13 protein-coding genes are annotated in these 12,807 nt (G+C 44.4%); 8 read left to right on the forward strand and 5 right to left on the reverse strand.

The window, feature by feature from the left end:
* The first annotated feature begins 150 nt into the window (after positions 1-150).
* The 6 genes from leuA to ACXAC4_RS00115 all read left to right on the forward strand — a co-directional run bounded on the left by leuA (position 151) and on the right by ACXAC4_RS00115 (position 6,008).
* Positions 151-1,698 (forward strand): 2-isopropylmalate synthase, encoded by a 1,548-nt coding sequence (leuA, locus tag ACXAC4_RS00090; protein WP_475158198.1) that lies wholly within the window; start codon positions 151-153, stop codon positions 1,696-1,698.
* The gene (gene leuB / locus ACXAC4_RS00095) at positions 1,695-2,771 is read left to right on the forward strand and encodes a 3-isopropylmalate dehydrogenase (RefSeq protein WP_138480089.1); all 1,077 of its coding nucleotides are present in this window, start codon (positions 1,695-1,697) and stop codon (positions 2,769-2,771) included. The genes leuA and leuB overlap by 4 nt, the downstream gene beginning before the upstream one ends.
* A 51-nt stretch (positions 2,772-2,822) precedes the next feature.
* Positions 2,823-4,223: a 3-isopropylmalate dehydratase large subunit gene (gene leuC, locus ACXAC4_RS00100; protein WP_475158199.1), complete on the forward strand. Its 1,401-nt coding sequence runs from the start codon at positions 2,823-2,825 to the stop codon at positions 4,221-4,223.
* A complete protein-coding gene (leuD, locus tag ACXAC4_RS00105) occupies positions 4,223-4,822 on the forward strand; it encodes a 3-isopropylmalate dehydratase small subunit (RefSeq protein WP_390448628.1) in 600 nt (199 codons plus the stop codon). The genes leuC and leuD overlap by 1 nt, the downstream gene beginning before the upstream one ends.
* 87 nt (positions 4,823-4,909) lie before the next feature.
* Positions 4,910-5,500 carry a hypothetical protein gene (locus ACXAC4_RS00110; RefSeq protein ID WP_475158201.1) on the forward strand — a complete coding sequence of 197 codons (591 nt, stop codon included), beginning with the start codon at positions 4,910-4,912 and terminating at the stop codon, positions 5,498-5,500.
* Positions 5,501-5,591: 91 nt separating this feature from the next.
* Positions 5,592-6,008, forward strand: coding sequence for a globin family protein (locus ACXAC4_RS00115; RefSeq protein WP_475158202.1), 417 nt, complete (start codon positions 5,592-5,594; stop codon positions 6,006-6,008).
* 15 nt (positions 6,009-6,023) lie between these two features.
* Here ACXAC4_RS00115 and ACXAC4_RS00120 read toward each other — a convergent pair whose 3' ends face one another.
* From ACXAC4_RS00120 to ACXAC4_RS00140, 5 genes are all read right to left on the reverse strand, one after another.
* A complete protein-coding gene (locus ACXAC4_RS00120) occupies positions 6,024-6,383 on the reverse strand; it encodes a hypothetical protein (protein ID WP_349285160.1) in 360 nt (119 codons plus the stop codon).
* A gap of 52 nt (positions 6,384-6,435) precedes the next feature.
* On the reverse strand, positions 6,436-6,816 hold the full coding sequence (locus ACXAC4_RS00125; protein WP_475158204.1) for a hypothetical protein: 381 nt from the start codon (positions 6,814-6,816) through the stop codon (positions 6,436-6,438).
* Positions 6,816-8,507, reverse strand: a complete 1,692-nt coding sequence (locus ACXAC4_RS00130) for a S41 family peptidase (RefSeq protein ID WP_475158205.1) — start codon at positions 8,505-8,507, stop codon at positions 6,816-6,818. Before ACXAC4_RS00130 ends, ACXAC4_RS00125 begins: the two co-directional genes overlap by 1 nt.
* An 88-nt stretch (positions 8,508-8,595) precedes the next feature.
* The gene (locus ACXAC4_RS00135) at positions 8,596-9,207 is read right to left on the reverse strand and encodes an endonuclease (RefSeq protein WP_475164001.1); all 612 of its coding nucleotides are present in this window, start codon (positions 9,205-9,207) and stop codon (positions 8,596-8,598) included.
* 149 nt (positions 9,208-9,356) lie between these two features.
* Complete coding sequence (locus ACXAC4_RS00140; RefSeq protein WP_475158206.1) at positions 9,357-10,064, reverse strand: hypothetical protein; 708 nt, start codon at positions 10,062-10,064, stop codon at positions 9,357-9,359.
* A gap of 242 nt (positions 10,065-10,306) precedes the next feature.
* Here ACXAC4_RS00140 and ACXAC4_RS00145 point away from each other — a divergent pair, with 242 nt between their 5' ends.
* Both ACXAC4_RS00145 and ACXAC4_RS00150 read left to right on the forward strand, forming a co-directional pair.
* Positions 10,307-10,687 carry a hypothetical protein gene (locus ACXAC4_RS00145; protein WP_475158208.1) on the forward strand — a complete coding sequence of 127 codons (381 nt, stop codon included), beginning with the start codon at positions 10,307-10,309 and terminating at the stop codon, positions 10,685-10,687.
* Between the two features lie 256 nt (positions 10,688-10,943).
* On the forward strand, positions 10,944-12,758 hold the full coding sequence (locus ACXAC4_RS00150) for an assimilatory sulfite reductase (NADPH) flavoprotein subunit (protein WP_475158209.1): 1,815 nt from the start codon (positions 10,944-10,946) through the stop codon (positions 12,756-12,758).
* Positions 12,759-12,807 lie beyond the last annotated feature (49 nt).

The raw sequence follows: 12,807 nt of genomic DNA on the forward strand, positions 1-12,807 counted from the left end.
GGGGCGGTGTGCGTGTGAAATGCAGCATAACGAAAACCCCGCACATTGCGGGGTTTTTTGTTTTTACGTTGTTATCTAATGACTGATTAAAACTATTTGCTTATAGCGATGGTGTTCAAAGGGCGATACAAAGGGGTGAGGAGCTAAGGTATGAATGATAAAGTTTGGATTTTTGATACAACATTAAGAGACGGTGAGCAGGCGCTAAAGGCGAGCTTAACTGAAGATGATAAAGTACAGCTTGCACATGCCATCAGCCGCCTTAATGTGGATGTTATGGAAGTGGGTTTCCCGGTTTCAAGCCCCGCAGATTTTCGAGCAGTACAGCGCATCGCCACTGAAATTAAAGGCCCTGCGATTTGTGGTTTAGCCCGTGCTGTGGCAAAAGACATCGAAGCTTGCGGTGAAGCATTACGTCCAGCAGAGCAAAGCCGTATTCATACCTTTATTGCAACCAGCCCTTTACACCTTGAACACAAGTTACGCATGAGCCTAGATGATGCGACTGCGATGGCGGTGAAATCAATCAAGCTAGCCCGAAATTACACCGATGATGTGGAGTTTTCGTGTGAAGATGCAGGCCGTACTCCGCATTGGGATTTATGTCGTATTGTCGAGCAAGCGATTAAAGCAGGCGCTTCAACCATCAACTTACCAGATACCGTGGGCTATGTGACGCCTGATGAGTATGCGGCGATGATCCACCATTTAATGAATAACGTGCCAAATATCGACCAAGCGCGTTTAAGTGTGCATTGTCATAACGACTTAGGTTTGGCGGTGGCAAACTCAATTGCTGCAGTACAAGCCGGTGCGCGACAAATCGAATGTACGATTAATGGTATTGGTGAGCGAGCGGGTAACTGTTCGTTAGAAGAAGTGGCGATGATTATGAAGATGCGTCACGACCATTTAGGTGTTTACACCGATATTCGCAGCGAAGAGATTTACCGCGCTTCGCGCCAAGTTGAGACCATTTGTAATATGCCTGTGCAGCCGAATAAGGCCATTGTCGGTGAAAACGCCTTTGCTCACAGCTCAGGCATTCACCAAGATGGCGTGTTAAAAGCACAAAACACCTACGAGATCATGGCCCCAGAAACCGTGGGTGTACCAAACAACCAATTAAATATGACCTCGCGTTCAGGTCGCCATGTCATTGAGCATCGCTTAGAAGAATTAGGCTATCAAAAGTCTGACTATGACATGGATAGCTTATATGACAGCTTCTTAGCGCTAGCGGACCAAAAAGGCACGGTCTATGACTATGACCTAGAAGCCATGATCTACTTTAATCAGATCAGTGATAAAGACGAAACCTACCAACTTGAGTTTGTAAACTCAGCGTCAAACTCTCAATCGGTCGCCAGTTCGACTATTGGCATGACAGTAAGCGGGCAATCAAAGCAAGAAGCTGCCACAGGTAATGGTCCGGTCGAAGCCTCATTCAAAGCCATTGAACGTATAACGGGTATGGCAGTTGAAGTGATTGAATACAACTTAGATGCCACAGGCCAAGGTGCAAGCTCACTTGGTCAGGTAAATATCATTGCTAAATACGATGGTCGCCAATATCACGGCGCCGGCCTTGCTGCCGACATCGTAGAAGCCTCAGTACGCGCCATGATCCGCGTATATAACTTAATTGACAGAGCACAAAAAGTGTCTGACTTAAAACAACAAAGGAAAGCAGGATGAGCCAACAAAGTTACCAAGTCGCCGTTTTAGCTGGAGATGGCATCGGCCCTGAAGTCATGTCTGCCGCCGAGCAAGTATTAGATGCGGTTAGCGCGAAGTTTAATTTTACGCTACAACGTGAGCACCATGCCATAGGTGGTGCTGCCATTGATGAATTTGGTGCGGCGCTTCCTGACTCTACTTTAGCGGCATGTGAAAAAGCGGATGCCATTTTATTTGGCTCAGTAGGTGGCCCTAAGTGGGAGCATTTACCACCGAACGAACAGCCAGAGCGTGCATCTTTACTGCCACTTCGTAAGCACTTTGGTTTGTTCTGTAACTTGCGTCCCGCACAGCTATTACCTGCACTGAGCGCCGCGTCTCCTCTACGAGCAGATATCAGTGCGCAAGGCTTTGATATTTTATGTGTGCGTGAGCTAACTGGCGGTATTTATTTTGGTGAAAAAGGCCGTGAAGGCGAGGGGGCGAGTGAAGCTGCATTCGACACGCAACGTTATTCTCGAGCTGAAATTGAGCGTATCGCGCGTTTTGCTTTCGAAGCTGCGAGACTTCGCAGTAACCATGTTACTTCAGTTGATAAAGCTAATGTATTGGCATCAAGCGTACTATGGCGCGAAGTTGTCACCGAAGTCAGCAAAGACTACCCAGAAGTAACGCTTGATTATATTTATGTAGACAATGCAGCAATGCAGCTTGTGAAGCAACCAAGCCAGTTTGATGTGTTACTTTGCGACAACTTGTTTGGCGATATCTTGTCAGACGAATGCGCGATGATCACAGGCTCTATGGGCTTACTGCCATCGGCTAGTTTAAACCAGTCAGGCTTTGGTTTATATGAGCCTGCAGGTGGCTCAGCGCCAGATATTGCGGGTAAAGGTATTGCAAATCCGATTGCACAAATTCTGAGTGCAGCACTCATGCTACGTTATTCACTTGGGCAAGATGAAGCAGCACGCACCATCGAAAAAGCGGTAGCTGAAGCCGTCGCTGCAGGTGTGGGTACACCAGATATCTACCCTCAAGGCGGTTACACCACGCAAGACGTAGCACAAGCAATCGTTTCACGTATTTAATTTTGGCTGATGGCTGCACCGTCATGCGGCCAAGATAAGAGGATGTAGCAAGTGGCTCAGACCTTATACGATAAAATTTGGCAATCTCATGTGGTTGCACAAATCAACGAACAAACCGATTTACTTTATATTGATCGTCACTTAGTACATGAAGTGACATCACCACAAGCATTTGCGGGGCTGCGCGAGAATAACCGCAAAGTACGTTGCCCTGAGAAAACTTTTGCGACCATGGATCATAATGTTTCGACCAAGAGTCGTTCGCTAGATGCCGCAAGTGAAGTGTCTAAAAACCAGTTAATGGCGCTAGCACAAAACTGTAACGACTTTGGTATTGAGTTGTATGACTTAAACTCGATTAACCAAGGCATAGTGCATGTCATGGGTCCTGAACAGGGGATCACCTTACCAGGGACTACAATAGTATGTGGTGATAGCCATACCTCAACACACGGTGCATTCGGTGCGTTAGCACATGGTATTGGTACTTCTGAGGTAGAGCACGTATTAGCAACGCAAACACTGCAGCAGAAAAAAGCCAAATCATTGAAGATCCAAATTAATGGTGTGCTGCGTCCAACCGTGACCTCAAAAGATTTAATTCTAGCTGTGATTGGCAAGCTAGGTACTGCTGGTGGTACGGGCTATGTGGCAGAGTTTTGTGGCGAAGGTATCGAAGCGTTGTCAATGGAAGCGCGTATGACGCTTTGCAATATGAGTATCGAAATGGGCGCCAAAGCGGGTTTAATCGCGCCAGACGAGACGACGTTTGATTATCTAGAAGGGCGTCCGTTTGCACCAAAAGGGGATGATTTCAAAGCCGCCGTTGAATATTGGCAGACACTGAAGTCAGATGAGGATGCACAGTTTGACTTAGTCGTTGAGCTAGATGCGCAAGATATTCAACCACAAGTAACGTGGGGCACGAGTCCTGAGCAAGTTATCGGCATTAATGAGCGAGTACCAAACCCAGACGAAGAAGCCGATTTAATCAAAGCCGATGCCATGCGTGCCGCGTTGAAGTACATGGGTCTTGAAGCGGGCCAGAAGTTATCTGATGCAAAAGTCGATACCGTATTTATCGGTTCTTGTACTAACAGCCGCATTGAAGATTTACGTGCAGCCGCTGAAATTGTCAATGGCAAGCAGGTTGCGACTGGCGTTGAAGCCTTGATAGTGCCGGGTTCTGGTCTAGTAAAACAGCAGGCAGAACAAGAAGGCTTAGCGGATATTTTCAAAGCAGCAGGGTTTGAATGGCGTGAGCCAGGCTGCTCTATGTGTCTTGCAATGAACGATGACAAGTTGGGCGCTGAAAAGCGCTGTGCTTCGACCTCTAACCGTAACTTTGAAGGTCGTCAGGGACGCGGTGGTCGCACGCATTTAGTGAGTCCTGCGATGGCGGCAGCAGCGGCGATAGCTGGTCATTTTACAGATATTAGAGGAGCGGTGTAATGGCGGTTTATCATCAAGGTTTATTGGCACCTTTAGACAAAAATAACGTCGATACCGATCAAATTATTCCAAAGCAGTTTTTAACTTCAACCAGTCGTGATGGCTTTGATAAAGCATTGTTTTATGACTGGCGCTATTTAGATGACGGCAGTGCGAATCCTGACTTTGTGTTAAACGCTGACTGTTATCAAGGCGCTTCAGTATTATTAACGCGTGACAATTTTGGTTGTGGCTCATCTCGTGAGCATGCCCCTTGGGCGTTAAAACAGTATGGATTTACTGTGATCTTGGCACAAAGTTTTGCAGATATTTTCTTTAACAATTGTGGTAATAACCAAATGTTGTGTATCGCGCTATCGGCAGACACATTGGATAGCTTGTTTGCGATTGCCGAGCAGCATCAAGATATTCAGGTTGAAATTGATTTAGAAAATCAGCAGATCCGCAGTCAGTATTTCGATGCCATCGACTTTGATGTGCGCTCAGATATCAAAGCGCGTTTATTAAGTGGCTTAGATTTTATTGGTGAGACAGAGCAATTGAATGCACAAATCGATGCGTTTGAAGCTAACTTATCCGCTGATCGCCCTTGGCAGTAAAACTAACAACTCAGCGTTAATCGCGTTTTTTTGCATACAACCAGAGAGCTAATTACTCTCTGGTTTTTCTTTTTCAGGATAACCATAATGAAAAAATGCCTAGCCGTTCTTGCGCTACTTGTTAGTGGCTCAGCCATCGCGCGTCCAGCGCCACTGGTATCAATTCCAACCCATGATGCATTTTTCGATAAAATTGCCGCGCATTGTGGTAAAGCCTACCAAGGTAAAGTAACCCTGGATAACCAAGGCCCGAGCAAGTTTAATGAATCCAAGCTTGTGATGCACGTGCGTCGTTGCAGTGAAAAAGAACTGCAAGTGCCTTTTCACGTAGGAAAAGATGCGTCTCGTACTTGGATCATTACCAAAACAGGCAGTGGTTTAAGTTTAAAGCACGACCACCGTTTAGAAAATGGCGATGATGATCCGTCAACCATGTATGGCGGCCATACCGTTGATGCAGGCTTTGCAAACGTGCAGTCTTTCCCTGCTGATCAGTATTCAAAAGAGTTATTTGTCAGCCAAGGTATTCCTCAATCAATGGGCAACACTTGGCAGATGTATATTTACGACGACAAGTTTACTTACCGTTTAGTGCGTGAAGGTCGCGAGTTTAGAGTTGATTTTGATTTAACGAAACCGATCGCACCACCAAAAGCACCTTGGGGTTATAAAGACTAGTCTTAATTCGCTTTTTGACACTATTGCGACTAGCTTTAGAACTATCGTGATGGTGTCGAATGATTCGGCATCTGCCAACATGAGGTTAGTTATGTCGATCACCGAAAGGCAAAAAAAGCTAGTACAACGTAGCTTTGTGCAAATAGAGCCCCATGCAGAAGAAGCCGCAGAGCTTTTCTATCAAACCCTTTTCCAATACGATCCGTCACTTAAACAACTATTCAAAAGTGATATTAAAAGCCAAGGGCAAAAGCTAATGATGACCTTGCGTGTGGCAGTGAGAGGGCTTGATGACATTAATGCGCTGGTGCCCGTACTTCATCAGTTGGCTGAACGGCATGTGGGGTATGGGGTGCAGGCCAAAGACTTTACTCCAGTAGGCAATGCGCTTTTATATACTTTAAAAATGGGGTTAGGGGATGCTTGGACACCTGAATTGCGCCAAGCATGGGTTGATACGTTTCGAATGATTGCAACCGTGATGAAGGCGCATGCTTTTAATCACTAAGCGCAGTAGAGCTTATTATCTAGGCACGCATTTTACTTCGGCTTGCAGATCTGGCTGATAAGCGCGAGGGTGAGTCGGTAACCTTTCAAAGTCTTGCACACCTTTTTGTAAGGTCAGTTGTGCATTCATACCTTGGCAAAGCTTTTCTGAATGTCTTAATAAAAATACGCTCTGTCGGGTGAAATGTGCGTAATCATCTGAGCGGATCTTTAAGAAGTAGTGGTCATCGCTGAATTTAGTTTGTTCATAGTGGATTTTGTGATCAAAGTCATATATTTTTTCAGGCTTACCTAATGGTGTCGGCGTGTGATGACAAGCGGTGAGCAGCCCGGTTAATGCCCCAAAAGCCAATAATTTAATCCATTGTATTTTCATAACAGCCCCAAGATTGATGAGTTGGCGAGGTCCATACGCCTCTAAAAGCAGGTTATTCTACCATGGGTTGGCAAGGAACGCTTTTTAGTAATACAAATTGCGCAGTCTTAGGGTAGAAAAGCACACAGCCTGTTTCTCTTAGTTGTAGCACAAATCGCTGAACAGTCAGTGAATGTGCACCGAGAATAGGGTTTCCTGCATCATCAGTTGAGCGGCCATGCTCGAGCAATAATTCGCTATTGTTCAGGAAAATTGTATCAGACAACAGCGGTGCGACTCCGCCTTTAAGTGAAACGATAGCTTGCTGTAATTCCGCTTTCATGGTCGGGGTGGTGTGTTTTATAACCGCTGGAATAGGTTTTGTTGGTTGAGTGTGTGTACACCCAACCAACAATGTTACGCCCAAAAGTAGGGTAACGAGCTTGCAGTGCATTACTGCTCTTTCACCTTGATATCAACCATGCTATTGCGCATTGGGTGGAATGGCTGAGCGATATTAAGACTGTCATCTAACACTGCTTTCTGCATGCTTGGCGCACGGTTAGCGGTTTCTTTTGCCGCAACAGGACAAGCGCCAGTTTCAATATGTGTTAGCGCCGCAGCTAGCATACCTTCTTGCTTGTCACCAAGCTGTTTAGAGAAGTCATCGGCGACATTACAGCCAGGCACTCTTGCAGATAGGCCTGCTTCAGAGTTTTCGTTTTCAACTGGGATAAAGCCGTCAGCGTAATCACCAAACTCTTTGGCGTTTGCGCCTTTAAATTGCACTGTATAGTAAACTTCGCCACAGTTTGGAGTTGGGGTAAAGCCGTATGGCTTACCGCATGTTTGTCCACCAATCAGAACCACATTTACATCAATACCGCGCAAGCCATTGATCAATGATTCACTCGCAGAACAAGTGCCTGCACTTGAAAGTATATACACGGTATCTAAGCTGACGCTTGGTAAGATTTGGTTGGTATATACGCTCGCGTTCCAATCGATTTTGCGATTTTCAAACGTATAATAATCTTCTTCAGTGCTAGCAGCTTCAATTTTGTCGTTGCGCAGCGTACGGCTGAACACCTTGGCATTATTTTGAGCGCTCTTAGCAGCTCCGTTATTTTCACTCGCTCTTGTTTGCTCTTCACCGGCTACCATGTAACCAAGCTGAGCAGACATCACAACTAAACCGCCACCGTTGTAGCGCATGTCGAGTACAAGCTCATTGATGTTTTCATCTGAGAACTGCTGGAATGCTGCAACGAGCGGATCTTGACCGACAGAAATAAATTGGTTGAATTGTACATAACCCACTTTTTTGTCAGCGTGTTGTATCACTTGTGCATTTTGAACAGGGGTTGATTGTACATCACCTGCCGTCATTACAATCTCGATAGGGTTCTCTTCACCTTCACGCTGAATTGTAAAGGTGTGTTCTTCTCCGGCTTTAGGCAGTAAACCTGCATTTAGTTTATCTACACCTGCTGAATCAGAGGTATTTATATCTGTGCCATTAATAGCTATAACTGTGTCACCTCGAAGCAGGCCTGCTTTGTCAGCTGGAGAGCCGTCTTGTGTGAAAGCAGCTCTAAGTACACGAGGCGGGGTGGTACTAATGAACGCCCATCTTACGCCATAACCAGATACTACGCCTGATTGTGCTTCTTTTTTAAAGTCATCGTAACTTTCAGAATAATGGAATTGGTCTTTTGCCTTACCTGAGTCGGTAATCGCGGTCGTTTTTAACTGTGCGAAATACTCACCAACTGAATCAAATGATTTAGGGTCGTTGTCTTCTACTTCGTCATACCAAAGATAAGTTTCGTTGGTATACGAGCGTAAGAACATTTTTTCATGCATTTCAGTCCCTGCTTTATCAGGGTAAGGTGCGTTTTCGTATGGATCCGTGCCAACGCGAGGCGTTTTACATTGATTAACAAAACTGCTCGAAGGATCGTACTTATTTAGCGTCCAAGTTGGCTCTGTTACCGTTCCACCTGTACTTCCTGTATTTGTTGAAGGCGTTGTAGGTGTTGCTGTTTGTTGATTATCGTTATTTGAGCTACCACCGCCACAACCAACCAATACTGTTGCAGATAAAGCAAGCGCAATGCTGAAGCTTAATGTATTTAGTTTCATAATATATTCCTATCACATCGTGTGTGATCAAAATACCAACAAGTGTCTGTAAACACAATTGGTACAACTTGATAAAGCGAATTTAATGCTAATTGTACCCGTCCTTTTTTTGCCAAGTTGTAAATAATTGTTGCTGTTTTTTAGATAACTTCAAGCCATAAGTGCTCTGCATATAAAAGTAAGCATCTGCAATACGCTTTTTGGCAAAATCAGGCGGCTCTACTGTGCGCGCTTTAAAATCGACTTTAACAGGGCAAGCACCATGCTTTAATACGGCATTAGGCAACATACCAAAACGATAGTTACTTCTATCACCGTTTATTTCACCAATAGCAGGTGCTAAATTGTTAATATCAGCTTCCATTTTTCGAAATTTAGCGCTGACCTTTCTGCAGTTTTTCCTACCACCGTCTTGCCAACACTGCAGCTGGTGGCCAAACTCCCAAGCCGACACAATATGTTCCCATTCAATACGCGTGGCGCGGCTATTTGGTTTGCCTGCATGGGTATAGGGTTTTCTCGGCTCATAGCCACAGCTGTCTGCATCAGGGATGAGCTTCTTGCCTTTGCGCTTGATCTTACAACCGCAATAAAGCGTTGTGGCATCTTTAGGTAAGGTTTTATTGAGATATTTTTTTGCTTGTGAAAAGCTTGAAAACTCTTTGCCAGTAGTTGGTGGGCTTAGCAACAGCAAAGCCATTAACGCGAATAGCGGGCGCATTTCTCTCACCTAAGTGGACTACAGAAAAATGCACTATATCACCGCAATAAAGGCTTTGAAATTATCTTGTTGATTGCAATGGTTTTTACAAAAGTTCATGTCCTAGAAAATATAGGGCGCATGTTCCGTTAAGCTGGTTTTGGTCTGCGCTTACGCCAAGGTGGTGCTTGAAATAATAAGAACATGCCAGAGAGACAAAACAACACACTGACGACAGAAAAGCTAATGAGTAGTGGGTTATTGAAGTCTTCTCGCTCGTCATAATCCATAATGTGTAGCATCCAGAAAAAATCAAAAATACGCCAAATGGTGCTTCTTACTGTAATGATTTGCCCGCTTTGCGCCTCTAAATAGAGTGTCGTACTACACCAGTCGTTGTAAGTGACTGCCCAGACGTTTTCTCTATAGCCAATCTCTCTTGTGCCTTTAGCTAACAATTGAACAGCACTGATTTCGCCATTGCCTAAATAGTGAGCGTCGGCTTGCTTTCTAATTAAAGTTTCAGTTGGTGCAGCAAGCGCTTCGCCTGTTCTGCCGTTAAACCAAGCCGCGTTATCACCTTGCACTTTAATAATAGGCATCTCTAATAGGTGTTTGAAAGCAATGTTTGAGAGTGCATCTTGGCTTTTTATAATGACATTTAAATTAGCTGAGTAATCGGCTCGCTTAAATGGATTATCGAGCTGACGGTGAGCTAAGTGTTTGCCATGTACTTTTTCTAGTGGGATAGCACTCATGACAAACCCGCCTAATAACCAAGCGAATATTTGAATAGCGAGTAGGTAGCCAAGCCACTTGTGTATTTTTCGAATGGGTTTAAATGCTGTTTTTGTCATTATTTTTATCCAAGCAAATGAGAAAAGTGCTCAGTGTACCTAAAAAGGCTTTTCTGTCACTGCGACAAATTGTCTCAGCCTAAAAGTAGTATTAAATCTGTTTTTTCGATATTGAACAAGATTTGTTCAGTTTTAAAATGCGTTAGCGGTAGCAACCATTCGGTGAGTTAGTTACACTTGTCTATATTCAGTATCGCTTTGTTACACCTTAAAAAATATAGCTTAAAAAGAGAACAGTCATAATGTCAGAAATCCAATTCTTAAATGTAGACCTAGAGCTTGAATCAAAACAGGATATTAGTGCCTTGGTAGACGATTTAAAGAAGAAGGCTATGGTGCTGCACTATGATAAAGACGACTATCGTCATTTAGCGCGTATTGAAGCCGACGCTGATGTGGTAAGTCCTGATAAAGCGATTAATCATTTATGCGAGTTAATCGAGTCTTGTTCTAAAAGCGCGCTTAAGCAATGGTTATCTTGCTCTAAGCGTACCTTTGATATTGGCTTTAACTCAGGTACTGAACCTAAGTGTTTTTCTCAGCCAATCAGTGCCGATACATTACTGAGAATTTCGGCGATTGGTGCGGGGATCGAAATCACCATTTACCCGGTTGAAGGTTAAGCTAGCATTGATTTAACAAAAAACGCGATCTTGGGTTTCCAAGATCGCGTTTTTTTGTTTTTGAGCAAAATTTTCTTAAAACTGTTTTTAATGGTGTTTTTGCTCTTTGATAACCAAATGGAATAACAAAGCAGATCTAATTCTTTATCCTTGGCAACGCAAATCAGTATGCTTCAGCCTTAGAAAACCTTACTTCGAGTAGAAGTAATTCAGCAAGCAAACTAAGCAGACGGTTTAGGGTTAGGGGATAGATTCCATGTTGTTAAGTCAACTTAGTGCCGCGGCAAGCCCGCTGACACAAGAGCAAGTGCAAAAATTACAAGGTTTAGTGGCCGAGCTAAACCCAATTCAGCAAGCTTGGGTAAGTGGTTACCTAGCTGCAAATGCAAATACAGCTGCATTAAGTGGTGTAGTGGGCGGTCAAGCGCCAGCTGCAGGCGAAGCGGCTGCACTCACCATTCTATATGGTTCGCAAACTGGTAATGCCAAAGGCGTTGCTAGCCAGCTTAAAGCGGCTGCAGAGGCTAAAGGCCTTGCGGTTAAGCTGGTGAACATGGCTGACTACAAACCTGCTCAACTTAAGAAAGAAAAGTTTATTGCTGTTGCTGTTTCTACTTATGGTGAGGGTGAGCCGCCAGAAGACGCAGAAAACCTTCACGCGTTCTTAGCATCGAAAAAAGCACCTAAACTAGATGGCGTTAAAGTAGCGGTTATCGGCTTAGGTGATTCAAGCTACGAATTCTTCTGCCAAACGGCGATTGATTTTGAAGAGCGCTTTAAAGCACTAGGCGCAGAAACGGTTGTTGCTCGCGCTGACTTAGACGTTGATTATGAAGACCAAGCAACAGCTTGGATCGGTGGTGCAGTTGATGCATTCGAACCTGAGCTAAAAGCACAGTCACAAGGTTCAGCACAAGTTATTCCTATGGCTGGCTTCGGTGCAGCACCAGCGCAAAGCCAATACACTAAGCAAAACCCATTTGCGGCTGAGCTAAGTGTGGTACAAAAGATCACAGGTCGCGATTCAACGAAAGACGTACGTCACATTGAAATCTCACTAGAAGGCTCTGACATTACTTACCTTCCGGGTGATTCTTTAGGTGTTTACTTCTTAAATGACGAAGCACTAGTAGATGAAACACTGGCATCATTAAACATTGATGGCGCAACAGAAATCACATTAGGTGAAGAAACGCTATCAATTCGTACAGCACTTATTGAAAAGCTAGAGCTAACTCAGTCTTATCCGGGTTTTGTTGAAAAGTACGCACAAGCAACTAACAACGCTGAGCTATTAAAGCTAGTTGAAGACAAAGCGGCAATGCGTGAATACATCGAAGCACGTCAAATCTTCGATATCATTAAGCAAAACCCAAGCGATATCAGCGCACAAGATTTAGCAAATAGCCTACGTAAGCTACAAGCGCGTTTATATTCAATTGCGTCAAGCCAAGCTGAAGTGGAAGAAGAAGTACACTTAACTGTTGGTTTAGTAGAGTTTGATGCCTTTGGTGAAAAACACTTTGGTGGTTGTTCTGGTTACCTTGCACACCGTGCAGAAGAAGGCGTACAAGTTAAAATATTTAGCGAGCATAACGACAACTTCCGTTTACCAAGTGATGATAACACGCCAGTTATCATGGTAGGCCCAGGTACAGGTATCGCTCCATTCCGTGCATTCTTACAAGAGCGTGATGCACGTGAAGCTGAAGGTGAGAACTGGTTATTCTTCGGTAACCCACACTTCACGCAAGATTTCTTATACCAAGTAGAGATCCAAGGTTATGTGAAGTCTGGCCTACTAAACAAAGTAGACCTAGCATTTAGCCGCGACCAAGCAGAAAAAGTATACGTGCAAGACCGACTTCGTGAGAAAGGCGAAGAAGTATTTGCATGGCTAGAAAAAGGTGCGCACTTCTATATTTGTGGTGACGCTAACCGCATGGCGAAAGACGTTCACCAAGCACTTATCGACATTATTAAAGCCCATGGTGGCAAAGATGACGAGCAAGCTGAAAGCTATCTAAAAGAGCTTCGCAGCAACAACCGTTATCAAAAAGACGTGTACTAGTAGCAAGTGCTAGTACACCACACTGACCGTCACAGTAGAATTTTAGGAT

This window comes from Pseudoalteromonas sp. AWM4_233 (genome assembly GCF_056158285.1).